This is a genomic window from Achromobacter sp. 413638 (assembly GCF_043119405.1).
Classification (GTDB): Bacteria; Pseudomonadota; Gammaproteobacteria; order Burkholderiales; family Burkholderiaceae_B; genus Achromobacter.
Genome location: NZ_JBICCO010000104.1, coordinates 1 through 22,948 on the forward strand (window position 1 = coordinate 1; position 22,948 = coordinate 22,948).

General features: G+C 70.7%; 18 protein-coding genes. 7 read left to right on the top strand and 11 right to left on the bottom strand.

The window, feature by feature from the left end:
• The first annotated feature begins 108 nt into the window (after positions 1-108).
• The 3 genes from ACEU5R_RS28420 (at position 109) to ACEU5R_RS28430 (ending at position 3,543) form a co-directional block, all read left to right on the top strand.
• The gene (locus ACEU5R_RS28420) at positions 109-1,002 is read left to right on the top strand and encodes a MurR/RpiR family transcriptional regulator (RefSeq protein WP_103274765.1); all 894 of its coding nucleotides are present in this window, start codon (positions 109-111) and stop codon (positions 1,000-1,002) included.
• A gap of 64 nt (positions 1,003-1,066) precedes the next feature.
• Positions 1,067-2,086 (top strand): Bug family tripartite tricarboxylate transporter substrate binding protein, encoded by a 1,020-nt coding sequence (locus ACEU5R_RS28425; protein WP_392413114.1) that lies wholly within the window; start codon positions 1,067-1,069, stop codon positions 2,084-2,086.
• 2 nt (positions 2,087-2,088) lie between these two features.
• The gene (locus ACEU5R_RS28430; protein WP_392413116.1) at positions 2,089-3,543 is read left to right on the top strand and encodes a M81 family metallopeptidase; all 1,455 of its coding nucleotides are present in this window, start codon (positions 2,089-2,091) and stop codon (positions 3,541-3,543) included.
• Here the strand turns inward: ACEU5R_RS28430 and ACEU5R_RS28435 are convergent.
• Complete coding sequence (locus ACEU5R_RS28435) at positions 3,540-5,096, bottom strand: MFS transporter (protein ID WP_392413118.1); 1,557 nt, start codon at positions 5,094-5,096, stop codon at positions 3,540-3,542. The two genes, ACEU5R_RS28430 and ACEU5R_RS28435, sit on opposite strands and share 4 nt — an antisense overlap.
• Positions 5,097-5,255: 159 nt before the next feature.
• Between ACEU5R_RS28435 and ACEU5R_RS28440 the strand changes: the two genes are divergently transcribed.
• From ACEU5R_RS28440 to ACEU5R_RS28450, 3 genes are all read left to right on the top strand, one after another.
• Positions 5,256-6,179 carry a LysR family transcriptional regulator gene (locus tag ACEU5R_RS28440; RefSeq protein WP_392413120.1) on the top strand — a complete coding sequence of 308 codons (924 nt, stop codon included), beginning with the start codon at positions 5,256-5,258 and terminating at the stop codon, positions 6,177-6,179.
• A gap of 95 nt (positions 6,180-6,274) precedes the next feature.
• Positions 6,275-7,438: a cystathionine beta-lyase gene (locus ACEU5R_RS28445; RefSeq protein ID WP_392413122.1), complete on the top strand. Its 1,164-nt coding sequence runs from the start codon at positions 6,275-6,277 to the stop codon at positions 7,436-7,438.
• Entirely contained in the window at positions 7,439-9,334 is a 1,896-nt protein-coding gene (locus tag ACEU5R_RS28450; RefSeq protein ID WP_392413124.1) for an MOSC domain-containing protein, read from the top strand.
• On the opposite strand, the gene ACEU5R_RS28455 is transcribed toward ACEU5R_RS28450, so the two are convergent.
• From ACEU5R_RS28455 to ACEU5R_RS28500, 10 genes are all read right to left on the bottom strand, one after another.
• Positions 9,331-9,777, bottom strand: a complete 447-nt coding sequence (locus ACEU5R_RS28455) for a universal stress protein (RefSeq protein WP_103274758.1) — start codon at positions 9,775-9,777, stop codon at positions 9,331-9,333. The two genes, ACEU5R_RS28450 and ACEU5R_RS28455, sit on opposite strands and share 4 nt — an antisense overlap.
• 162 nt (positions 9,778-9,939) lie before the next feature.
• Positions 9,940-10,626: a GntR family transcriptional regulator gene (locus ACEU5R_RS28460; protein ID WP_103274757.1), complete on the bottom strand. Its 687-nt coding sequence runs from the start codon at positions 10,624-10,626 to the stop codon at positions 9,940-9,942.
• A gap of 105 nt (positions 10,627-10,731) precedes the next feature.
• The gene (locus ACEU5R_RS28465) at positions 10,732-12,099 is read right to left on the bottom strand and encodes an LLM class flavin-dependent oxidoreductase (protein ID WP_392413127.1); all 1,368 of its coding nucleotides are present in this window, start codon (positions 12,097-12,099) and stop codon (positions 10,732-10,734) included.
• A 3-nt stretch (positions 12,100-12,102) separates the two neighbouring features.
• Entirely contained in the window at positions 12,103-12,912 is an 810-nt protein-coding gene (locus ACEU5R_RS28470; protein WP_392413129.1) for a MetQ/NlpA family ABC transporter substrate-binding protein, read from the bottom strand.
• A 166-nt stretch (positions 12,913-13,078) separates the two neighbouring features.
• Positions 13,079-14,056: a tripartite tricarboxylate transporter substrate binding protein gene (locus ACEU5R_RS28475; RefSeq protein WP_392413131.1), complete on the bottom strand. Its 978-nt coding sequence runs from the start codon at positions 14,054-14,056 to the stop codon at positions 13,079-13,081.
• A gap of 91 nt (positions 14,057-14,147) precedes the next feature.
• Positions 14,148-16,100, bottom strand: a complete 1,953-nt coding sequence (locus tag ACEU5R_RS28480; RefSeq protein ID WP_392413132.1) for an acyl-CoA synthetase — start codon at positions 16,098-16,100, stop codon at positions 14,148-14,150.
• Positions 16,097-17,248 carry an acyl-CoA dehydrogenase family protein gene (locus ACEU5R_RS28485; RefSeq protein WP_392413134.1) on the bottom strand — a complete coding sequence of 384 codons (1,152 nt, stop codon included), beginning with the start codon at positions 17,246-17,248 and terminating at the stop codon, positions 16,097-16,099. The genes ACEU5R_RS28480 and ACEU5R_RS28485 overlap by 4 nt, the downstream gene beginning before the upstream one ends.
• 9 nt (positions 17,249-17,257) lie before the next feature.
• Positions 17,258-18,448 carry an acyl-CoA dehydrogenase family protein gene (locus ACEU5R_RS28490; RefSeq protein WP_392413140.1) on the bottom strand — a complete coding sequence of 397 codons (1,191 nt, stop codon included), beginning with the start codon at positions 18,446-18,448 and terminating at the stop codon, positions 17,258-17,260.
• A 191-nt stretch (positions 18,449-18,639) separates the two neighbouring features.
• Positions 18,640-19,818, bottom strand: a complete 1,179-nt coding sequence (locus tag ACEU5R_RS28495) for an acetyl-CoA C-acyltransferase (RefSeq protein ID WP_392413135.1) — start codon at positions 19,816-19,818, stop codon at positions 18,640-18,642.
• Between the two features lie 43 nt (positions 19,819-19,861).
• Positions 19,862-21,400 (bottom strand): 3-hydroxyacyl-CoA dehydrogenase NAD-binding domain-containing protein, encoded by a 1,539-nt coding sequence (locus ACEU5R_RS28500; RefSeq protein WP_392413137.1) that lies wholly within the window; start codon positions 21,398-21,400, stop codon positions 19,862-19,864.
• Positions 21,401-21,538: 138 nt separating this feature from the next.
• Between ACEU5R_RS28500 and ACEU5R_RS28505 the strand changes: the two genes are divergently transcribed.
• Complete coding sequence (locus ACEU5R_RS28505; RefSeq protein ID WP_392413139.1) at positions 21,539-22,468, top strand: LysR family transcriptional regulator; 930 nt, start codon at positions 21,539-21,541, stop codon at positions 22,466-22,468.
• Positions 22,469-22,948 lie beyond the last annotated feature (480 nt).

Sequence of the window (22,948 nt, forward strand, 5' to 3'; positions counted from 1 at the left end):
CGCGGCCCGGGGGGGCCCCCCCCGCCCCCTAGGCGTTTTCCCCAGCGCCGCTAGGCCGCGCACGCTGGTACATTTGTACCGTTAAGGTACAAATGTGTAGAAATAAGGATGCAGATCCAGGAGCTGATGGCCTTGATCGAGGCCCACGTCCCCGCGTTGGGCGCCGAGTTGCAGCGCGCCGCCGCCTGGGTGGCGCGCAATCCGCGCGACGCGGGCCTGCTGTCGATGCGCCAGCAGGCCGCGCAGGCGGGCGTGTCACCCAACAGCATGGCGCGCCTGGCGCAGGCGCTGGGCTATGAAGGCTACGGTCCGTTCCGGCAGGTGTTCCAGGACGCGCTGGGCCATGGCGCGCCGGCCTACAAGGAACGCGTGCGCCGCCTGCAAGGCGAAGCCGCCAGCCAGTTCGATGACGCGCTGCTGCGCACGCACCTGGACAATGCGCGCTCGCCCACGGTGGCCAATGCGCCCAAGGACATCGCGCGGGCCGTGCAGCGCATGCGCGCGGCGCGGCGCCTCTATTTCCTGGGCACGCGGTCCTGCTTCGCCATCAGCTATCACTTCGCCTACGCGTACAGCATGATCGCCGGCAACGGCGTGCTGGTGCATGGACTGGGCGGCACCTATCCTGACCAGCTCGACGCCGCCGGGCCGGAGGACCTGCTGGTCTGCGTCACCCAGAATCCCTACGGACGCCAGACGCTGGAAGCGGCGCGGGATTGCCGCCAGGCCGGCGTGCCGGTGCTGGCGCTGACCGACAGCCCGCTGGCGCCGATCCAGGCCCACGCCACGCAGGCGCTGCTGTTCGATGCCGGCACGCCGTCCTATTTCCATTCGATGGTGGGATCGCTGGCGCTGGTCGAGCGGCTGCTGGCCAAGCTGGCCGCCGCCGGCGGCGAGGCCGCGCAACAGCGCATCGACGCCTTCGAGCGGCGGCTGGACGCGTCCAGCGCCTATTTCGGCGGCCCGTCGCCGGGCCCGCGCCGGGGCGCCAGGAAAACATGACCGGATTCCGCGTCGCCGGCCGCGCCTGAGGCCGGCGCATCCTCACCACGTTCCGAGGCTTATCGTGTCCCGACAGCAGATTCCCACCCTGGCGCCCGCGCCGTCGCTTTCCCGTCGCCGCTTCAGTCTTTGCATGGCGCTGGCGGCCGCCGGCCTGGCCGCACCCGCCGCGTCGCGGGCGCAGGACGCGGCCAAGCGGCCGCCGATCCGTCTGGTCGTTCCCTTCGCGGCGGGGGGCACGACCGATGTGCTGGCCCGCCTGCTGGCCGAGGAACTGCGCGCGGTCCTGGGCCAGCCCGTGCTGGTCGAGAACAAGGGCGGGGCGGGCGGCAACATCGGCGCCGCCGAAGTGGCGCGCGCGGCCGGCGACGGCGCGACGCTCATGATGGCCACGCCCGGTCCGCTGGCGGTGAACCAGTATCTCTATCCCAAGCCGGGCTACAACGCCGAAAAGGATTTCTCCGCGATCAACAACGTGGCCTTCGTGGCCAACGTGCTGATGGCCAGCGCCCAGAGCGGCATCCGCGCCTTGCGTGAACTGATAGACCGCGCCCGGGCCGAGCCGGGCCGCATCACCTACGGCAGCGCGGGCGTGGGCAGCACCAGCCATCTGGCGGGCGAACTGCTCAAGGCCGCCGCCGGCATCGACCTGACCCATGTGCCGTACAAGGGCGTGGCTCCCGCCATGAACGACCTGCTGGGCGGGCAGATCGACCTGATGTTCGACAACCTGCCGACCGCGCTGGCGCATATCCAGTCGGGCAAGGTGACGGCGCTGGGCGTCAGTTCGCCGACGCCAGCCACGGCGCTGCCGGACGTGCCGGCCATCGCCTCGCGGCTGCCGGGCTATGAGATCGAATCCTGGTTCGGCATCGTCGGCCCGGCGTCCCTGCCGCCGAAGGAGGTCGCGCGATTGGAAGGCGCCATCGGCCAGGCCTTGCAACGCCCGGCGCTGCGCCAGCGCATCGAGGCGCTGGGGGCGCGCGTGGACGGCGCGGGCAGCCAGGCCTATGCGGCCTTCATCGCGGCCGAGCAGCGCAAGTTCAAGCAGCTCATCGCCGGCGCCAACATCCGGATGGAGTGAACATGACGCAACGCAAGCGGCTGGCGGTGGCGCGGTTCTGGTACGAAGGCAACGCCTTTTGCCTGCAGCCGGCCGGCCGCGAGGATTTCGAGCGCCGCGAATGGCTGCGCGGCCAGGCGGGCCTGGACGCCGCGCGCGGCAAGGCCACCGAGCTGGCGGCTGTCGCGGATTTCCAGGACAGCCGCTCGGACTGGGAGGTCCGCGCTTCGCGTTGCGCCTCGGCCCAGCCGGCCGGCCCCGTGCCGCAGCCGTTTTTCCAGGCATACGTGGACGAGGTGCTGGACGATTTACGCGGCCAGCATTGGGACGCCATCTACCTGAGCCTGCATGGCGCCTGCATCACCGACGCGGACGACAGTCCGGAATTGAGCTTGCTGCGCGCCATACGCGCCGAGCATCCGCGCGTTCCGATCGGCGCCAGCTTCGACCTGCACGCCAATATCCCGCCGGCCTTGCCGCCGCTGCTGTCGTGCAGCGCCAGCTACCGGACCTATCCGCACATCGACATGCGCGAGACGGCCGCGCGCTGCCTGGAGCGGCTGATCGCCATCGCCGAGGGCGGGATCCGTCCCGTCGCCGCGTTCCGCAATGGCGGCGCGTGGCTGCAAAGCGCCAACATGCGCACCGACGCCGGGCCCATGGCGGATCTGCAGGCGCTGGCGCGCGCCCGCACGGTCGGCCCGCTGCGTGACATCGCGCTGCATGGCGGCTTTCCCTATGCCAATTCAGCGCACAGCGGCGCGTCGGTATGGGTCTGGGCGGACACCGGCGAGGCGGCGGCGCGGGCGCTGGATGAGATCTATGCGGCCTATGAGGCGCGCTTCGCCGACTTCGAGCCCGAGCTCATCGCGCCGGCCGACGGCATCCGCCAGGCCCTGCGGACACCGGGCTTGGTGGCGGTGACGGACCCGGCGGACAACCCGCTGTCCGGCGGCATTGGCGACACGCCCGCGCTGCTGGCGGCCTTGCTGGCCGCCGGCCTGGAGGAACCCAGCGTCTATGCCAGTCTGGCCGATCCCGGTGTGGTCGAATGCGCCCGCGCGGCGGGCGAGGGCGCCATGCTGGACCTGCGCCTGGGCGGGCGGCGCACGCCGCTGTATGGCGAGCCGGTGGCCTTGCGCGCGCGGGTGCTGCGCTACACCGACGGCGTCTTCGTCAACAGCGGCCCGATGGAAACGGGGCTGGCCGTGCATTGCGGGCCGACCGTGGTGCTGGCCGTGGGCGCGGCGCAGCTCATCGTCACCACGCACGTCGCACCGTGCAACGACCCGGCCTTTTTCGATCTGCATGGCATCGACCTGACGCGCACCCGCCTGCTGTGCGTGGAGGCCAAGAACCATTTCCGCGCCGCCTTCGCCGGCCGCTGCCGGCGCATCGTGGATATCGATGCGCCGGGGCCGGCGATGCTGGATTTGCGCGCGCTCAGGCGGATGGCTGGCGCGGCGCGCGCGGGTTAACGCGAGGCGGCGCGAGCCGGCCGGGCCTGTCCCGTGACGGCCTGCCCGCTTTGGCCGCGTCGACGGTTCAGCCCTATCGCGAGGACCGCCGCGCCCAGCAGCATCGCCGTGCAACTGGCCAGCACGGCGGCATAGCCCGCGTCGAACGCGCTGCGCGCCAGCTGCGCCAGGGCGCCGCCCAGTTCGGCAGGCAGGCTCTCGGCCACGATCAGCGCTTCATCCAGGCTGTCGCGCGCCGGCGAGCTGGCGATGCCGGCTGGTATCGCCAGCGATTGCGTGTACACGCCCGACAGGAGAGATCCCATCAGGGTCACGCCCAACGCGCTGCCCAGGTCATACGACACTTCCTCGATCGACGCCGCCATGCCCGCGCGTTCCGCGGGCGCGTTCTGCATGATGGTGCCGGACGCGGCGGTCATGGCGGCGCCGATGCCGACGCCGAGCACGCACAGGCTGGCCATCTGCGGGATCAGCGCGGCGTCGTAGCTGAGCAGGTAGCCGCCCATGCCGGCGCCCGAGACCAGCAGCGACGAAATCAGCATCCGCCGGCTGCCCACGCGCGGCAGCATCCAGCCGGCCAGCGGGCCGGCCACGAAGGCGGCCAGCGACAGCGGCAGGATGTACAGCGCGGCCTGCATCGGCGACATGCCCTGCACCAGCTGCAGGCGCTGGCTGAAGACCAGTTCCATGCCCAGCAGCGCGGCGGCGGCGAACAGCGCCGTGGCCACGGCCGAGCTGAAGACGGGGTTGCGGAACAGCGTGAAGTCGATCAGCGGATAGGGCCGCGCGCGTTGGCGGCGGGCAAACACCGTCAGCATCGCCACGCCCGCCGCGCAGGCCAGGCTGGCATGCAGCCAGGACGGCGCGGCCATGCCCAGCTGTTTGAGGGCGTAGGCGCACAGGATCAGGCCGGCCATGATCTGCAACGATCCCACCAGGTCCCAGGGCCGGCTGTGGTCAGGCCGGCTGGCTGGCACCAGCCGCCAGGCCAGCGGCAGCGCCAGCAGCACGATGGGCAGGTTGATGAGGAATACCGAGCCCCACCAGAAATGCTCCAGCAGCACGCCGCCCAGGACGGGGCCGAACGCCGCGCCGCCGGACGCCACCGAGGCCCAGACGCCGATGGCGATGGCGCGCTCGCGCTCGTCGGTGAAGGTCAGCCGCAGGATGGACAGCGTGGCGGGCATCATCATCGCCGCGCCCACCGCCAGCAGCGTGCGCGCCGCGATCAGCCAGCCGGCGGAGGGCGAGTACGCGGCGGCCAGCGAGGCCAGGCCGAAGACCGCCAGGCCGGCCATGAACAGGCGCTTGTGGCCGAGCCGGTCGCCCAGCGTGCCCATGCCCGGCAACAGGCCGGACACGACCAGGGCATAGATGTTGACGATCCACAGCTTGGCCGAGGCCGACACGCCCAGGTCGTGGGTGAGCCGAGGCAATGCCGTGTACAGCACCGTCATGTCGATCACGATCAGCAGCAATGCGCTGGAGACGATGGCCAGCACCAGCCAGCGGCCGGGTGCGGCCACGGCGGCGTTGGTCGGGGTGCGCTGCATGGTCCTGCTCCTTGTATCTACCTGATGGAACCTGGGATCGCCAGCGGCGGACGCCGCCGGGCAGGCCGCGAGGGCCGGGTTCCGGGCTCGGATTATCGATCTTCCATTTGATTGAAAAAAGTTAGAATCCATCTGCTTAATGGATGGATAGGGCGAATCATGAACTGGACGTTGGAACAGCTCAGGCATTTCGCCGCCGCGGCCGCCCAAGGTTCGTTCTCGGCGGCCGCGCGCCAGCTGGGCAAGGCGCAATCCGCCGTCAGCACGGCGGTGGGCCTGCTGGAGGCCGACCTGGGCGTGGAACTGTTCGATCGTTCGCGCCGCAATGCCACGCTGACGCCGGCCGGCGAAGTGCTGCTGCAGGAAGCGCTGGAACTGTTGCGGCAGGCCGATGGTTTGCAGCAACGTGCGCTGTCCTTCGCCTCGGGCCAGGAGGCGCGCCTGTCGGTGGCGCTGGACGAGGCGCTGCCTTCGCTGGTGCTGGCCGATCTGGCCAAGGAAATCGCCGAACGCTTTCCGGCGCTGGAACTGACCCAGCTCAACGGCACAGCGACCGAGGTCGCCGACTACGTGGCGGCCGGCCGCGCCAGCCTGGGCTGCCATCTCGACCGGGGCGATCCGGGTCCCGCTTTCGCCGAGCGGTATCTGGGCCGCGTGGCCCAGGGCGTGTTCGTGTCGCACGCGCATCCGCTGGCCGGGCTGGCGCAGGCCACGCGCGCCGACCTGGCCCGGCATCGGCAGTTGGTGATGAAGATGGAGGGCGTGGACGAGCGGGTGCTGAGCCCGATGGTCTGGCGCGCCGACAGCTTCTACAGCATCGCGAGCATGGCCGTGGATGGCCTGGGCTGGGCCATCCTGCCGCTGAACATCGCCGAGTACGAGGTCTACCGCGACCAGCTCGCGAGCGTGCCCTGCGCGGGCCTTGCCTTGCCGCCGCTGTCGGTGCGGGCGCTATGGCTGCAGGGCGCCGAGCCCGGCGCCGCCGCCAGCTGGATCCTGGGGCGCATGGAACAGCTGCTGCACGCGGGCGACCCTGGCGTGGCGCGGCGTGGCGCCGATTCAGCGCAATCCCTGGAGGATTGACGGAATCCATCGCTTGGAGGGTGAATTTAGAGGGAAATCGTCGGGCCGCGCGAATTAAATTATCACGCTCCGAACTCTACGCTGCGAGACTTCCCATGCATTGGCGCACCCGGCTCGTCCAACCCCAGACCCTGGCCCGTGGCGGTTTCGCCTCGCTGGCCGTGCCCACCCATCGCGGTTCCACCGTGCTGTTCGAGCGGCAGGCCGACGTGGCCGACGATTGGCGCCATCGCGACAAGGGCTACACCTATGGCCTGTACGGCACGCCCACCGCGCTGGAGCTGGGGGCGCGCGTGGGCCAGCTGGAAGGCGCGCTGCACACCTTCGTGGTGCCCGGCGGGCAGGCCGCCATCGCGCTGGTCTACCTGGCCTTGTGCGGCGCGGGCTCGCACGCGCTGGTGCCGCACAGCGCCTACGGCCCCAACAAGGAAATGGCCGCCGGCATGCTCAAGCGCCTGGGCATCGAGGTCGAGGCCTACGATCCGCTCATCGGCGCCGGCATCGCCGCGCTCATTCGTCCGAACACCGCGCTGGTCTGGACCGAAAGCCCCGGCTCGGTGACGATGGAAGTGCAGGACGTGCCGGCCATCTGCGAGGCGGCGCACGCTCGCGGCGTACCGGTGGCGCTGGACAACACCTATGCCGCCGGCGTGCTGTTCGACGCCTTCGCGCATGGCGTGGACATCAGCATCCAGGCCCTGACCAAGTACGTGGGCGGCCATAGCGACCTGCTGCTGGGCTCGGTGTCGGTGCGCGATGCGGCGTACAAGGATCGCGTCGGCGACACCTTCAAGCAACTGGGGCTGGCGGTCTCGCCGGACGATTGCAGCCTGGCGTTGCGCGGCCTGCAGACGCTGGGCCTGAGGCTGGAGCGGCTGGAGGCCTCGGCGCTGGAGATCGCCCGCTGGCTCGCCGGCCAGCCCGGCATCGCCACGGTGCTGCATCCGGCGCTGCCTTCCTGCCCCGGGCACGAGACCTGGAAGCGCGATTTCAGCGGCTCGGCCAGCGTGTTCTCGGTGCTGTTCGACGATCGCCACAGCGCGCGCCAGATCGAGGCCTTCGTGGACGCGCTGCGGCTGTTCAAGATCGGCATGAGCTGGGGCGGGGTGACCAGCCTGGCGTTGGTCTATCCCGCGCTGGAACGGCCCGGTCGCGACTACGCGGGCCGGCTGGTGCGCCTGAACGTGGGATTGGAAGAGTGCGCGGACCTGAAGGCCGATCTGGCACAGGCGCTGACGGCGATGGAGCAGGCGCGCTGAATGATGAGCCATGATCCGATGGACGGCGGCCCGTTGCCGCCGCAAGCTGCCGCGCCCGTGCTGGCCGCGCTGTACCGCTATCCGGTCAAGGGTTTCAGCGGGCAGTCGCTGGCCGAGGCGGCCTTGCAGCCCGGCCGGGGCATCGCGCTGGACCGTTGCCTGGGCATCGCCAACGGCCATGCAGTGATCCCGGGCGAGGGCTGGGCGCCATGCCAGGGCTTCGTGCGCATGACCCGCAACGAAGGATTGCCGGCCTATCGCCTGAGCCTGGAAGAGCAGGGTGACGGCGCGCGCCTGACGTTGGCGTCGCCGGGAGGCGAGCACGCTGTCATCGACGTGGCCGCGCCCGCGACCTGGGACGCCGCCAACCGGACCATCGCCTCCTGGTTCCCGCGCGGCGCGCTCGACGTCCCGCGCTTCGCGCGTCGCCAGGGCGGCCTGGGCTGGTGGGACTTCGACGACGCGCCGCTGTCACTCATCAACCAGGAGACCGTGCGCGCGCTGTCGCGCAAGGCCGGCATGGAACTGGACCCGCTGCGCTTTCGCGGCAACCTGTACCTGGACGGCCTGCCGGCCTGGCGCGAATTCGCCTGGGTCGGACGGCGCGTGCGCATCGGCGCCGAGGTCGAGCTTGAGATCCTGCGGCCCATCGAGCGCTGCAAGGCGACCTCGATCGATCCGGCCACCGCGCGCGCCGACCTGAACCTGCCCGCGCTGCTGGCGGGCGGCGAGGGCCATATCTATTGCGGCGTCTATGCGCGCGTATTGCGCGCGGGCCGGGTGCATGCCGGCGACGCCATCACGCTGGCGGAGGCGGCCCGCCCGGCGCTGGCCGCGCCGCCGCCCGATGCCGCGCATCCGCTGGCGCCGCCGCCGGCGCAGTGGCCGCGCTATGCGCAGGTGGTCGGGCGCGTGCGCGAAAGCGCCGAGGTGGACAGCTTCTGGCTGCGCGACCCGCTGGCGCGCCTGCGCCCGGAGCCCTTGCCGGGCCAGCATCTGCGCGTCGGCCTGCCGGCGCCGGACGCGCGGCCGTACTGGCGTTCCTACACCATCTCGGCGGTCGAGGACGGGCTGCTGCGCCTGAGCATCAAGAACGAGAGCGAGCGCGACGCCGTGTCGCGCCAGCTCCATGCCGGACTGCGGGAAGGCGCGGACCTGCTGATTTCCGGACCCCACGGCGGCTTCCATCTGGGACCGCCCGACATGCGTCCGTTGGTGCTGGCGACCGCCGGCATCGGCATCACGCCGGCCGTGGCCATGCTGCGGGCGCTGGCGGCGAGGGAGGATCGGGGCCGGCCGGTGCGGGTCCTGCACGTGGCGCGCGACGCGCAATCGCTGGCGCTGTGGAACGAGGTTCGAGAGCTGGTCGACGCGCTGCCCGACGCGCGCGCGAGACTGTTTCTGAGTCGTGGGGATGGCGCTCGGCCCGCGCTGCGGGCCGAGGCAGGCAGGCCGGGCGCCGACGCATTCGCGGGCCTGTCCGCCGATGCGCAGGTCTATGTCTGCGGGCCGATCGGCTTCATGGCCGATGTGCGCCGCTGGGCGCTGGACGCGGGCGTATCGCCGGACGCCGTCCATGGCGAGGTGTTCGCCTCGCCTTCGGCGACGCAGCAGGCGCGCCGGCCCGCGCCGGTGGAAGGCCCCTTGTCGGTCTGTTTCGACGGCATGGACGTGCGGGCCACGTGGCGCAGGCAGGATGGCACGTTGCTGGAGCTGGCCGAGGCGCAGGGCCTGAACCCGTCGGCGAACTGCCGCGCCGGCGTGTGCGGCGCCTGCCGCCAGACCCTGCGCGCCGGGCAGGTGGCCCATCTGCTGGACCCGCCGTTTCCGCTGGGCCCGCGCGAGGTGCTGACCTGTTGCGCGGTGCCGGTCTCGGATGTGGCGATCGGCCCCTAGGACGGCTTGCGATACACCAGCACCGGCGTGGTCGAGTGCGTCAGCACCTTCTGGGTCTGGCTGCCCAGTACCACGGCGGCCATGCCTCGGCGGCCGTGCGAGGCCATGGCGATCAGGTCGCAGCCGCGCTTGGCGGCGGCGTCGATGATGGCCTGATACGGGTCTTCGTGCGAAACCCGCAAGGTCTCGCAAGACAGGCCCAGCTCGCGCGCCTGGGCGGCGGCATCGTTCAGCAGCCGTTCGGCCTGGGCGCGGATCTGGTCCTGGTAGTCGTTCAGGCTGGCGGCCAGCTGGGCCGAACCCATCGAGAACACATGGAACGGTTCTTCCACCGTCAGGATCGTGACGGCGGCGCCGAAGGTCTTGGCCAGTTGCAGGCTGCGGACCAGCGCCTCATTGGACAAGGCGGAACCGTCGGTGGGGATCAGGATGTGTTTGTACATGAAGCGTCTCCCGGCATGCGTGTGGTTGTGCGGGCGCGCGGCGCTGGCCGCCCGCGCGGGGCGCCTGACGCGGCATCCGGCGGACGCCGGCTGCATGTAACACTGTATCGGTTTGCCGGCGCCGCGCCTTGCGCTGGATCAAGCGGACGAGGGGACGGCGCGTCAGCGCAACAGCGCGGTGACCAGGTCGGCGTCGCCTTGCGCGCCGGCCTGGAAATCCAGGGCGTCCAGCACATGGCGCAGGTGTTCGTCCATCAGGGCGCTGGCGGCGTCGGCGTCGCCCTTGCGCGCGGCCTGGATGAAGGCACGGTGCTCGCGCGAGGAACAGCCGGCGTCGTGCGTGCTCTGGTACAGCGCGGTGATGACGGCGCTGCGCGCCAGCAGCTCGCGCAGCATGTCGGTGAGCACCTGGTTGCCTACGATCTCGGCGAGCAGCAGGTGGAAGTCGCCCAGCAGGCGGTTGCGCGCCTGCGCGTCGCCACTCTCCAGCGCCTGGCGCTCCCGGGCCAGGTGGGCCTCGATGCGGCGGAAGTCGGCCGGGCGGGCGCGGGCCGTGAACTCGCGCGCCAGCGCGGTTTCCAGGATGCGGCGCACGGCATAGACCTCGCGCGCCTCGTCGGCGCTGGGCTTGCTGACGAAGGCGCCCTTGTCCGGCACGATATTGATCAGCTTGTCCTTGGACAGCATCAGCAGCGCGGCGCGGATCTTGGTGCGGCTGACCTGGTAGGCCCGGCCCAGCGCCTCCTCGCGCAGGCGGGTGCCTGGCGGCAGACGGTGCGCGACGATGGCGGCCGCGACATCCTTGGCGATGTCGTCGGCGCTGGGGTCTGGGGTGGCGTGCTGGGTCATGGGCGGCGGCCTGCGGGCCGGCGGGTGCGGGCGTGGGGCCGCCAGTCTATCAAACTCCGTTTTTCAGCTCTCATGTCCGCGTCCGCGCGACCGGCGCGCCCGGCTTCAACCGGCGCGGCCGGGCCGGTGGCTGGCGGCCGGATGCGAGGCCGGCAGCCGCGCGGCGCCCGCGCCGAACAGCTTTTCGCGCAGCGTGCCGGGCGCGTAGTCTTCCTTGTAGATGCCGCGCGATTGCAGCTCGGGCACCACCAGGTCGACGAAGTCGCGCAGGCTTTCATGCGCGACCAGGCGGGTGAGGTTGAAGCCGTCGATGTCGGTCTCGCGCATCCAGCCCGCCAGCGCGTCGGCCACGGTCTGCGGGCTGCCTACGATGGGCGGCAGCCGGTAGCCGTTCTGCATCTGCGCCAGCAGCTTGCGCACGGTCCAGGTCTGCGCGCTGCGCGTGGTGATCGAGTCCAGCAGGGTCTGGATGCCCTGCGTGGCCTGTGCCTGGATCGGCTCGTCCAAGCCGTAGAGCGAGAAATCGATGTGGACCTGGCTGCCGTAATGCGCCAGCGCCGCCATGGGATTGGCGTAGCGCGCGTACTCGGCGTGCTTTTCCCAGGCCTGGGCGTCGGTTTCGCCGACGATGACGGTGGCCATGGCGTAGACCTGGATGTCCTCGCGCCGGCGGCCGGCGTCCTGGGCCTGTTTGCGCAGCGCGGCGACGATGTCACGCACCGCCGGCTGCGCGCCGGTCAGGAACACGCATTCGGCGTGCGCGGCGGCGAAGCGCTGGCCCCGGCTGGAGGCGCCGGCCTGATACAGCACCGGCGTGCGCTGCGGCGAGGGTTCGGACAGGTGCGCGCCCTCATAGCGGTAGTACGGCCCCGCGTGCCGCTGCACGCGGATCCCGGCGGGGTCGGCGAAGATGCGCCGCTCACGGTCCACGCGCACCGCATCGTCGTCCCAGCTGCCTTCCCACAGCTTGTAGACGGCTTCCATGAAATCGTCGGCGATGGCGTAGCGGTCGTCGTGCGCGGCCAGCTCCTGGCCCAGGGCGCGCGCGGCGCTGGCCTGGTGGCCGGTGACGATGTTCCAGCCGATGCGTCCGCGCGTCAGGTGGTCCAGCGTGGACATGCTGCGCGCGAATACATAAGGATAGGCGTGGCTGAGATTGGCGGTGACGCCGAAGCCCAGGTGGCGCGTGGCGTGGGCCATCGCCGACACCAGCAGCAGCGGATCGTTCATCGGCGCCTGCACCGCCTCGCGCAGCGTGATGCCGGGATCGCTTTCCAGCCCGTCCACCATGCCCAGCGTGTCGGCCAGGAACAGGCCGTCGAACTTGCCGCGCTCCAGGATGCCGGCCAGCTCGACCCAGTAGTCCAGGTCGCGGTAGTTGCGCGACTGGTCGCGCGGATGCGCCCAGTAGCCGTGGGCGATGTGCCCGACGGTGTTCATGTCGAAGGCATTGAGCCGGATCTGCTTGCCCATGTCTCAGCCCGCCTGTTCCAGCCAGGGGAAGGCGATCAGGTCGTGGTACAGGCGGCGCAGCGTGGCGCGCACTTCCTCCGAGCCCTGATAGATGGCGATGAACTTCAGCAGGCGCGGGTCCTGGGCGTTTTCCGGCCGCGTGACCCAGCGGATGGCATAGCGCGAGCTGTCCTTCTCGGCGTAGAGCGCCGATTCCGGCTTGACGCCGGCCACCGCGACGAAGCCCGGATAGATGACGGCCGCGTCCACGTCGGCCAGCGCGCGCGCCACGATGCTGCCTTCCAGCTCGCGAAAGCGCAGCTTGCGCGGATTGGCCGTGACGTCGCGCAGCGTGGCCTTGGTGCCCACGTCCGGCTTGAGCGTGATGAGGCCGGCTTCCTGCAGGATCAGCAGGGCGTGGCCGGTGTTGACCGGATCATTGGGGTAGGCGATGGCGGCGCCGTCGGGCAGCTCGGCCAGCGCGCGGTGCTTCTTGGAATAGATCGCCATCCGCGACGTGTAGCCCAGCGCCACCGGCACCAGCTTGTAGCCCTTGGCGGCGATCATGCTTTCCAGATAGGGCAGGTGCTGGTAGTAGTTCGCGTCCAGCGAGCCGTCGTTCACGCCCTCGTTCTGGCTGATGTAGTCGGAAAACTCCACCAGCTTGACGTCCAGCCCCTGGGCCCGCGCCTCGCGCACCGCGATTTCCATCGCCACATTGCCCAGGCCCACCGACACGCCCAGCGTCAGCGGTTTGTCGGCGCGCGCCGCGCCGCCGCCCAACAGGGCGACGGCGGCCAATGCCGCCATGCCCGCCCGGATGATTCCTTTCATGCCTGCCACGTTGCTGCTCCATCACTGCGGTTGCCGCGCCGCGCCAGGCGGCGCGGCGGCGGAAAAGGCGTGCATTGTGGTACGGCGCGGACAGGCCGAACAAACAAGGAATTCTCATTTGCTTAAGCCGGGAATCCGGAACCAATCAGGGCAGGGCGAGGGCGCGTCAGTCCTTGGCCATCAGGCCCAGCGCCTCGATCAGGTCCTTTTCCTTGGCGTAGGTCGCGCGCGCCCATTCGCGGTAGTCCTGGCTGTCGCGATAGGCGGGCTGCTGGTTCAACTGCTGCATCACCTCCAGGCTGGCCGGGTCGTACAGCGCGCGCTTGAAAGCGTCGTGCAGGGTCCGCACCACGGCCGGGTCCATGCCCTTGGGGCCGGCAAGGCCGTAGGGCGAGGTCGACACGACCTTGTAGCCCAGCTCCTGGGCCGTGGGCACGTCGGGCCAGCGCGTGGTGCGCTGCTCGCCGAAAGTGACCAGGAGGCGCATCTTGCCGGCGTCGACGAACTGGTCCCAGCCGGTGGCGTCGCTCTGCGCCATCACGTGTCCGCCCAACAGCGCCTGCTGCATGTCGGCATTGCCCTTGAACGGCACGTGGTTCAGCTGGACGCCGGCGTTGCGCGCCACTTCCTCCATCAGCAGGTGCGGCGACGAGCCCGCGCCGGTCGAGCCGTAGTCGATGCTGCCAGGCGCCTTGCGCGCGGCCTCGATGTAGTCGTTGAAGGTTCTGTACGGAGAATCGGCGCGCACGGTGAAGCCGAAGGTATAGCCCGACAGGCCGATGATGAAGGTGAAATCGTTGATCGGATCCCAGTGGGTCTTGTGCATGTAGGGCATGCGCAGCATGGCCAGGGTGTACAGCGAAATGGTGTAGCCGTCCGGCTTGGCGGTCTTGGCCATGTTGGCCGGCCCCAGCGTGCCGCCGGCGCCCGGCCGGTTTTCCACGATGACGGGCTGGCCCAGGTATTTGGATGCGTCCTGCGCCACGATGCGCAAGTGGCGGTCGGTGGAGCCGCCGGCCGGAAAGGGCACGATCAGCGTGATGGGCTTGGCGGGAAAGGCGCTTTGCGCGGCGGCCGGCAGGGCGGCGGCGAGCGCGTACAGGGCGGCGCCGAGCAGGGCGCGGCGCAGGGACTGCATGGACATGGCGGGAGTCTCCTTGGGGGATGCGCGGGCGCGGCCCCCGGGGCCGCGTCCTGGCGGGTTGCGCGTCTGTGCGTGCTCGTTTTTTCCGTGTTCATTCAAGCAGCGGCACGGACACGGGCAGCCGCGCCAGCGTCTCGCGCAGCCGTGCCCGCAGGGCCACGGGCGCGTCCGGCAGGGCCTGCACCGCGACCTGCGGCCCAGCGTCGGTCAGCACGCGCAGGCAGGGGCTGTCCTCGGGCAGGCCGCTTTCGCGCAGCGACTGCGCCACCAGCGCCTGGACCGATACGGCGACGGCCAGGCGGCGCAGGTCGGGTTTGTAGATCTTGCCCACATTGGTCATGGGCATCTGTTCCAGCACGATGACGCGGCGCGGCCGCGCCGGGCCTTCGTCGACCGTGGCGGCGGCATGGGCCAGCAGTTCGGCCTCGGTGATCCGGGCCTCCTCGGCCAGCGTGACGAAGGCGACCGGCAGCTCGCCGGCATAGGCGTCCGGCGCACCGACGGCAGCGCACAGGCGCACGGCCGGATGCGAGGCCAGCGCGTCCTCGATGGTCTTGGGATCGATGTTGTGGCCGCCCCGGATGATCAGGTCCTTGGCCCGGCCTTGCAGATGCAACCGGCCTTGTTCGTCCAGCCGGCCGATGTCGCCGCTGATGAGCCAGCCATCCTCGGTGAAGGCTTGTGCGGTGTCCGCCGGATCGACGAAGCCGGGGATCACGTTGGGCGCCTTGAACAGCACCATGCCGGCCTCGCCGGGCGGCAGGTCGCGCGCCGGCCTGCCGGGGGCGGCGTCCAGCGTGGCGATGCGCACCTGTACATAGGGCAGCGGAAAGCCCACGCAGTTGACCGGAAAGGCCGAGCCAGGCGGGCTGATGGACGAGATGCCGGCCATTTCGGTCATGCCCAGGCTTTCGTTGACGTGCAGGCCGAATTGCCGCTCGAAGCGCGCGGCCAGTTCGGCCGGCAGCGGCGCGGCGCCGGTGCGGCAGTAGCGCAGCGAGGAAATGTCCGCGCCGTCCAGCGGCACCTCGGCCAGCGCCGCCAGGATGGTCGGCACGCCCTGCAGCGAGGTGGCGCGATGGCGCTCGACCAGGCGCCAGTAATTGCGCAGCACCTCGCGGTTGCGCAGCAGCTGCGTCGTGGGGATGATGGTGGCGACGCCGGCCGACAGCGCGGCCAGCGAGGCGGGCAGGGCGCCGGCCACGTGGAACAGCGGATAGCCGTTGATGACCACATCGCCGGGGCCGGCGTTCTGCAGCTGCACCGCGGCCCAGGCGGTGAAGACCTGGTTGGCGTGCGTGTGGATGGCCAGCTTGGGCGCGCCGGTGGTGCCGCCCGTATGGAAATAGGCGGCCACGTCGCTGCCCTGGATGCGACGGCCGCTGGCCAGCCGGTCGGCCGGCATGGCGGCGCGCGCGGCGTTGAAGTCCAGCGCGCCTTCCGGCAGCGCCGGCCGCGCCGACGCGGGCTCGTCCATCGGCGCGACGCGCAGCAGGCTGCGCAGGCTGGGCACGCGCTCGCGCAGGCGCAGCGCCTTGGTCCAGGATTCGCAGTCGGCCTCGGCGCCGTAGGCGATCAGCGCGCGCGCGCCGGTGGCGTTCAGCAGCGCCGCCAGCTTGTCCTCGGATAGCAGCGGATTCAGCGGCTGCACCGCGCAGGCCGCCTCGCCGCCCCAGAGCGCCAGGTGGTACTCCAGGCAGCCGGGCAGCAGGATGCCGACGGCGTCGCGCGGGCCCAGCCCCAGGCTGTGCAGCAGGTTGGCCGTCTGGTGGATGCCAGCCAGCAGTTCGCGGTAGCTCCAGCTCACCGCATCGCCGTCCGGGTCGGCGGTCTTCAGGAAGGTCAGGGCCGTCCGGTCGCCAAAGGCGGCGGCCGAGTTGCGGAAGATCTCGTAGGTGCTTTGCACCGTCAGCGTCTCGGCCAGGGGCCGGGCCGCCAGCCGTCGCACGTCGTCGATGCCGCGCACCGGGAAGGGCGCGGCGAAGGGCGGCGCCAGCGGCGGCTCCTGCGTTTGCGTGACGGGCGGGGCGGTGCCGGCGGTCATGATGCGCTCCGGTCGCGTTGGCGGCCCAGCGCGATGTAGCGCCGCAGATGGTGGTCCTCGTCGCCCAGCTGGTGGTCGATCATGACCAGCCGCTTGGCGTAGTGGGCCAGCGGCAGTTCCCAGGTCATGCCGATGCCGCCGTGCAGCTGGATGCTTTCCTCGGCCACCAGCGTGCCGATCCGGCCGATGGTGTACTTGGCCGCCGACAGCGCCTGTTCGCGCGCCAGCCGGTCGGGCAGGTCGAGCGCGGCGGCGGCGTTGATCACCGCCGAACGCGCCTGCTCGATCTCCAGCAACAGATCGGCCATGCGGTGCTGCAGCGCCTGGAAGCTGCCGATGGGCGCGCCGAACTGGCGGCGCGTGCGCAGATATTCCAGCGTGGCGTCGCGGGCGCAGTCCATCGCGCCCAGGGCCTCGGCGCACAGCGCCAGCAGGCCGCGTCCGGTGGCGTGTTCCAGCAGCGCGTGGCCGGCGCCGGCCTGGCCCAGCAGCGCCGCTTGCGGCACGCGCACCTGGTCCAGCCTCAGCTCGGCCGCGCGGCCGCCGTCGACCAGCGCGTAGCCACGGGCGCTCAGGCCCGGCGCGCTGGCCTCGACCAGGAACAGGCTGATGCCGTCTTCCTCGTCTCCGGCGCCGGACGTGCGCGCCGACACCAGGTACAGGTCGGCGTGCCCGCCGGCGTTGACCACGGCCTTGGTCCCGCGCAGCCGCCAGCCCGCGCCGTCGCGCTCGGCGTGGGTCGAGACGCGCGACAGTTCGTAGCCGGCATCCGGCTCGGCGCAGGCCAGCGCCGCGACCTGCTCGCCGGCGATCAGGCCGTCCAGCGATTCGCGCTGCGCCGGCGTGCCGGCCTGGGCGATGGCGCTGCCCACCATGAGCGCGTCCAGGAAGGGCTCGACCACCAGGCCGCGCCCCAGCGCCTCGAACACCACGGCGATGTCGAAACCGGCGCCGCCCAAGCCGCCGTCGCGCTCGGCGAACAGCGCGCCGATGGCGCCCAGCTCGGCATAGCGGCGCCAGAATTCCGGGCTATGGCCGTGTTCGGCGCCGGCGTTGCGGTGGCGCGTGGCGATGTCGTACTGCTCCGCGACAAAGCGCCGCAGCATGTCGGACAGCATGCGGCGGTCTTCGGTGTGCTCAAAGTTCATGGCCGGCCCTCACAGTCCCAGGATCATCTTGGCGATGATGTTTTTCTGGATTTCATTGGAGCCGCCGAAGATCGACAGCTTGCGGTTGTTGAAGTACTGCGCCGAGGCGGTGTCGGCGCCGTCCGGCCCGATGGGCGTGTCGGCGCCATGCAGCGTCCCGCCGTCGCCGACCCGGGCATAAGGACCCATGGCGCGGCGGTTCAGCGCGGTGATTTCCTGGCGGATCTGGGTGCCGCGTATCTTCAGCATCGAGCTTTCCGCGCCCGGCGCGCCGCCGCCCGCGACGGCGGCCACCACGCGCAGGTTGGTGGTGCGCATGTTGGCCAGCTCGATCTCCACCCGCGCCAGGCGCGCGGCGAAGTCGGGGTCGTCGGCCAGCGGGCGGCCGTTGCGGCGCTGGCGCGCGGCCACGGCCTTCAAGCGGGCCAGCGCCGCCGTCGACTGCCCGACGCCGGCGATGTTGGTGCGTTCGTAGGTCAGCAGGTACTTGGCGCAGGTCCAGCCCCGGTTTTCCTCGCCCACCAGGTTCGCGGCCGGCACCCGCACGTCCGAGAAGAACACCTCGTTGACCTCGTGCTCGCCGTCCAGCGTGATGATGGGGCGTACTTCCACGCCCGGGCTGCGCATGTCGATCAGCAGGAAGCTGATGCCTTCCTGGCGCCGGCCCTCGTGCGAGGTGCGCACCAGGCAGAAGATCATGTTGGCGTAGTGGCCCAGCGTGGTCCAGGTCTTCTGGCCGTTGACGATGTAATCGTCGCCATCGCGCATCGCCGTGGTCTGGACGGCGGCCAGGTCGGACCCCGCGCCCGGCTCGGAATAGCCCTGGCACCACCAGTCCGTGCCGTCCAGGATGCGCGGCAGCCAATGGCGCTTCTGCGCCTCGCTGCCGTACTTGATCAGCACCGGCCCCAGCATGCTCAGGCCAAAGGGCACGATGCGCGGCGCACCGGCCAGCGCGCACTCGTTATCGAAGATGAACTTCTGCGTGCTGCTCCAGCCGGTGCCGCCGTACTCCACCGGCCAATGGCTGGCCAGCCAGCCGCGCCGGTTCAGCACGGCGTGCCAGCCAGCCATGTCCTCGCGCGTCAGCGGCCTGCCGCGCAACACCTTGTCGGACAGCGCGGCCGGCAGTTGCGCGGCCAGGAAGGCCCGCACCTCGTCGCGGAACGCGGTTTCTTCGGCAGTGAATTCCAGATCCATATCAGTCATCCGTGGCGCTGCGCGCCGGTGTAGTTCAAAAAACTGATGCCTCGACCGGGGCCGCACGGAGCCGGCTTTGCCGGTCCGTAGCGGCGCCCCTTGAGGGGGAGCGCGAAGCGCTTGGGGTGAGTCTCTCCTTCCGGTCCGTAGCGGCGCCCCTTGAGGGGAGCGCGTAGCGCTCGGGGTGGGCTCTACATTTCGAACAATCCGGCGGCGCCCATGCCGCCGCCCACGCACATCGTGACCACCGCGTACCGCGCGCCCCGGCGGCGACCTTCCAGCAGCACATGGCCGGCCAGCCGCGCGCCGGTGACGCCGAAGGGATGTCCCAGCGCGATGGCGCCGCCGTTCACGTTCAGTCGTTCCATTGGAATGCCCAGGCGCTGCTGGCAGTACAGCACTTGCGAGGCGAAGGCTTCGTTCAGCTCCCACAGGTCGATGTCGTCCACCTTCAAGCCATGCCGCGCCAGCAGTTTTGGCACGGCATGGACGGGGCCGATGCCCATCTCGTCGGGCTCGCAGCCGGCGATGGCCAGGCCCCGGAAGACGCCCAGCGGCGCGATGCCGGAGCGGCGGGCCTCGGCCGCTTCCATCAGCACGCAGGCGGCCGCGCCGTCGGACAGCTGCGAGGCATTGCCGGCGGTGACGAACTGGCCGTCCCCGCGAACCGGCTTGAGCGCGGCTAGCGCCTCGTAGGTCGTGCCGGGGCGGTTGCAGGTGTCGCGGTCCACGGTGACTTCGCGCTCGCTGACGGCGCCGGTGGCGCGGTCGGTCACGGCCATGACCGTGGTGACCGGAATGATCTCTTCCCGATAGCGGCCGGCGGCCTGGGCCGCCTCGGTGCGCTGCTGGCTTTGCGCCGCGTAGCGGTCCTGCGCCTCGCGGCTGATGCCGTAGCGGGCGGCGACGATGTCGGCGGTCTCGATCATGGGCAGGTACAGCTCGGGCTTGTGCGCCAGCAGCCACGGATCCAGACCGCTGACGCCGTCGTCGCGGGTGCGGATCTGCGAAACGCATTCGACGCCGCCGGCGATCATGGCCGGCGCGCCGTCCATCACGATGCGCGCGGCCGCCGAAGCGATGGCCTGCAGGCCCGAGGCGCAGTAGCGGTTGATGGTGGCGCCGCCCACGGACACGGGCAGCCCGGCGCGGATCACGGCCTGGCGGCCGATGTTGCGGCCGGTGGCGCCCTCGGGATAGCCGCAGCCGATCAGCGCGTCCTCGATCAGGGCCGGGTCCAGGCCGGCGCGTTCCACCGCGGCGCGCACGGCGTGCGCCGCCAGGGTGGGACCGGCGATCAGGTTGAATTCGCCGCGCTGCGCCTTGGTGATGGGCGTGCGTGCGGTGGAGACGATGACGGCTTCTCTCATGTCGCGTACTCGCAGGAAGGGGAAGGGGCGGGCGGCGCCGCGTTCAACGGTTCAGGCTGGCGAAACCGCGCCCGGATGCCGCCAGCTCGGCCAGCAGCGGCGAGGGCTTCCAGAACGCCGGATCCTCTGCCGCATAGGCGCGCACATCGGCCAGCACGCGCTCCAGGCCCACGCTGTCGGCGTAGTGCATGGGGCCGCCGCGCAGCCGGGGAAAGCCGTAGCCGTACAGGAACACCACGTCGATATCCGAGGGGCGCAGCGCGATGCCCTCGCGCAGCACGTTGGCGGCCTCGTTGATCATGGCGGCCAGGTAGCGACGCTGGATCTCGTCCTGGCAGAATGCCCGGGGCGATCCACCGGCGCGGCGGCGTTCCTCGTCGATCAGGCCCAGCACTTCGGGATCGGGCTCGCCCTGGCGCGCGCCGTCCGGGTACAGGTAGAAGCCGCGTCCGCTCTTCTGGCCGAACCAGCCGCGCTCGCACAGCAGGTCGGGAATGCGTACGTAGCGCAGCGCCGGGTCGCGCGTGGCGGCGCGGCGCTTGCGGGTGGCCCAGCCGATGTCGCCGCCAGCCAGGTCGGCCATTTGGTACGGGCCCATGGGATAGCCGAAGGCGCGCACGGCCGCGTCGATCTCGTAGGGCGAGGCGCCGTCCTGCATCATCAGGTCGGCCGCCTGCCGGTGCACGGCCAGGATGCGGTTGCCGATGAAGCCGTCGCAGACGCCGGCCCGCACGGGCGTCTTGCCCAGTCGCCGCGCCAGTTCGAAACCGGTGGCCACGGTGTCGGGCGCGGTCGACTGGCCCGCCACCACCTCCAGCAGCTTCATGATGTTGGCCGGCGAAAAGAAATGCAGGCCCAGTACGTCGGCCGGCCCGCGCGTGGCGCGCGCGATGCGGTTGATGTCCAGATAGGACGTATTGGTCGCCAGCACCGCGCCCGGCCGCGCCACGCGGTCCAACTCGGCGAACACCGCCAGCTTGACGTCCATGTCCTCGAACACGGCCTCGATGATCAGGTCCGCCTCGCCCAGCGCGTCATACGTGGTGGCGCCTTGCCAGCGGTTCATGCGGGCCGCGCGTTCGTCCTCGCTCATGCGGCCCTTGCCCACGAGTCGCGCGTAGACCTGATCGACCCGCGCGCGGCCGCGCGCCAGCGCCGCCTCGTCCTGTTCCACCATCACCACCGGCAGCCCCGCGTCGAGCAGCGCCACGGCGATGCCCGCGCCCATGGTGCCGCCGCCCACCACGCCGACGCGCTCCAGCCGGCGCGGCCTGGCCTGCTCCAGCTCGGGAATGCGCCAGGTCCGCCGTTCGGCGTGGAAGGCGTGCTCGATGGCGGCGCGCGTCACCGGATCCGGGCCGGCCTCGCGCAGCGCCGCGTCCAGCGCGGCGTTGGCCTGGGCGTCCAGGGAGGTTGATTGGGGATCCCCGGCGGCGGGGCCGTCCGCGTGGCGCGTGCCGGCGCTGGCTTGGGCTGTCATGGCTTGCGTCTCCTTGGCCATCTCCGTGGCCGGTTTCTTCATCGCCGGGCCGCCATCGCAGGCGACAGACCCCTGGGGGCGCGGCGTAAGGGCTGGGTTCATGGACCGTTTGAAACGGTCCACGCCCTGCGCCTAATTCTTGATCAGCAAAGAAGTCTTGACAATGCCATCAATAATTGACACCGCGATCAATAAAATTTGACAATGCAGCGGAACGCAATCGAACGACGATAGGCCGACATGGACACCAAATCCCTGACCCTGCTGGTGGAGATCCTGGACGCGGGCAATCTGAGCGAGGCCGCGCGCCGGCTCAAGATGACCCGCGCCAATGTCAGCTACCACCTGAGCCAGCTGGAGCGGTCGGTCGGCATGCAGCTGGTGCGGCGCAGCACGCGCCGCGTGGAAGCCACCGAGATCGGGCTGAAGCTCTACCAGCACGGCCGCAGCATCCAGGACGAGCTGGTCGCCGCGCGCGAGTCGGTGCAGAGCCTGGGCAAGACGCCGCAGGGCAAGGTCCGGCTCAGCGTGCCCAGCGGCTACGGCCAGTTCGTCATGACGCCCTGGCTGCTGGAGTTCAAGCGCGACTATCCCGACATCGTGCTGGACGTGCTGTTCGAGAACAGCGTGGACGATCTGCTGCGCGACGAGGTCGACATCGCGGTGCGCATCATGTCGGAACCGCCGCAGAACCTGGTGGCGCGTGAACTGGGACAGGTCCGCTACGTGGCCTGCGCCTCGCGCGCCTATGCCGAGGCCAAGGGGCTGCCCGCGATGCCCGAGGACCTGGCGCGCCGCCCCGTCATCAGCGCGGCCGTCATCGGCCGGCCGCTGCGGCTGTCGGCTTACTACGGCGGCCAGCCACGGCAGCATGTGGTGCTGGAGCCCACCGTGCTCTCGCGCAATTACGCCTTCCTGCGCGACGCCATGCGCGCCGGTCTGGGCGTGGGCATCGTGCCCGACTACGTGGTGCACGAGGACGTGGCGCGTGGCGAGCTGCTGCAGGCGCTGCCGGACTGGCGGCTGAGCATCTTCGGTCGCGCCATGTATATGCTGTACATGCCTAACCGCCACCATCCGCGCGCCATCGCGATGATGATCGAGTACATCCTGCGGCGCGCCCAGGCCGCGCATGAGGGGCAACCCGGCCTGCTGGGCGTCTCGGGCTGAAGGCGGGCCGCGCGGGGCGCGGGGGCTGGCGCGGGGCCGACATCCATTTCCATTTCGCGATTGATCGCGCTTGCCGGCTCCGCGGCGCCGGCCGCGAGCAGGGCCGTGCCTGCGGCCGGTCGCGATACGCCAGCGCCCGCTTCGTACATAAACGACCACGCCTTTTCACGCGTGAAGTCTGACGCTTCCCTCGCCCAAAATCGGAAGCGTCCCATGGCATGCCGGCGGCAACGGCTCTAGCGTATCGCCAGACTTTCTTCCTCTGTCCTTTCTGTCCGGACCTGAGCCTTCTCAGCGTACCTCCCCGACGGACATCCCCCCCTGGCCTGCGAGGCGCGCCGCACCATGTCCAAGTTCCGTTCCGCCATTGTCTGGCTCGTGCTCTACACCCAGATCTGGACGTCCGTGCTGGCGCAGACGCTGCCGATCAGCGTGGACAAGAACGTTTCTGGCCAGCGGCCGATCGTCGGCACGAGCAAT

Coding starts and splice junctions, on each gene's coding strand:
- ACEU5R_RS28465 (WP_392413127.1), bottom strand. CDS start 12,099: ATGGGCAAGCAGATCCGGCTCAATGCCTTCGACATGAACACCGTCGGG.
- ACEU5R_RS28470 (WP_392413129.1), bottom strand. CDS start 12,912: ATGAAAGGAATCATCCGGGCGGGCATGGCGGCATTGGCCGCCGTCGCC.
- ACEU5R_RS28440 (WP_392413120.1), top strand. CDS start 5,256: ATGAACTGGACGTTGGAACAGCTCAGGCATTTCGCCGCCGCGGCCGCC.
- ACEU5R_RS28445 (WP_392413122.1), top strand. CDS start 6,275: ATGCATTGGCGCACCCGGCTCGTCCAACCCCAGACCCTGGCCCGTGGC.
- ACEU5R_RS28450 (WP_392413124.1), top strand. CDS start 7,439: ATGATGAGCCATGATCCGATGGACGGCGGCCCGTTGCCGCCGCAAGCT.
- ACEU5R_RS28475 (WP_392413131.1), bottom strand. CDS start 14,056: ATGTCCATGCAGTCCCTGCGCCGCGCCCTGCTCGGCGCCGCCCTGTAC.
- ACEU5R_RS28480 (WP_392413132.1), bottom strand. CDS start 16,100: ATGACCGCCGGCACCGCCCCGCCCGTCACGCAAACGCAGGAGCCGCCG.
- ACEU5R_RS28505 (WP_392413139.1), top strand. CDS start 21,539: ATGGACACCAAATCCCTGACCCTGCTGGTGGAGATCCTGGACGCGGGC.
- ACEU5R_RS28435 (WP_392413118.1), bottom strand. CDS start 5,096: ATGCAGCGCACCCCGACCAACGCCGCCGTGGCCGCACCCGGCCGCTGG.
- ACEU5R_RS28460 (WP_103274757.1), bottom strand. CDS start 10,626: ATGACCCAGCACGCCACCCCAGACCCCAGCGCCGACGACATCGCCAAG.
- ACEU5R_RS28420 (WP_103274765.1), top strand. CDS start 109: ATGCAGATCCAGGAGCTGATGGCCTTGATCGAGGCCCACGTCCCCGCG.
- ACEU5R_RS28490 (WP_392413140.1), bottom strand. CDS start 18,448: ATGGATCTGGAATTCACTGCCGAAGAAACCGCGTTCCGCGACGAGGTG.
- ACEU5R_RS28495 (WP_392413135.1), bottom strand. CDS start 19,818: ATGAGAGAAGCCGTCATCGTCTCCACCGCACGCACGCCCATCACCAAG.
- ACEU5R_RS28500 (WP_392413137.1), bottom strand. CDS start 21,400: ATGAACCCAGCCCTTACGCCGCGCCCCCAGGGGTCTGTCGCCTGCGAT.
- ACEU5R_RS28485 (WP_392413134.1), bottom strand. CDS start 17,248: ATGAACTTTGAGCACACCGAAGACCGCCGCATGCTGTCCGACATGCTG.
- ACEU5R_RS28430 (WP_392413116.1), top strand. CDS start 2,089: ATGACGCAACGCAAGCGGCTGGCGGTGGCGCGGTTCTGGTACGAAGGC.
- ACEU5R_RS28455 (WP_103274758.1), bottom strand. CDS start 9,777: ATGTACAAACACATCCTGATCCCCACCGACGGTTCCGCCTTGTCCAAT.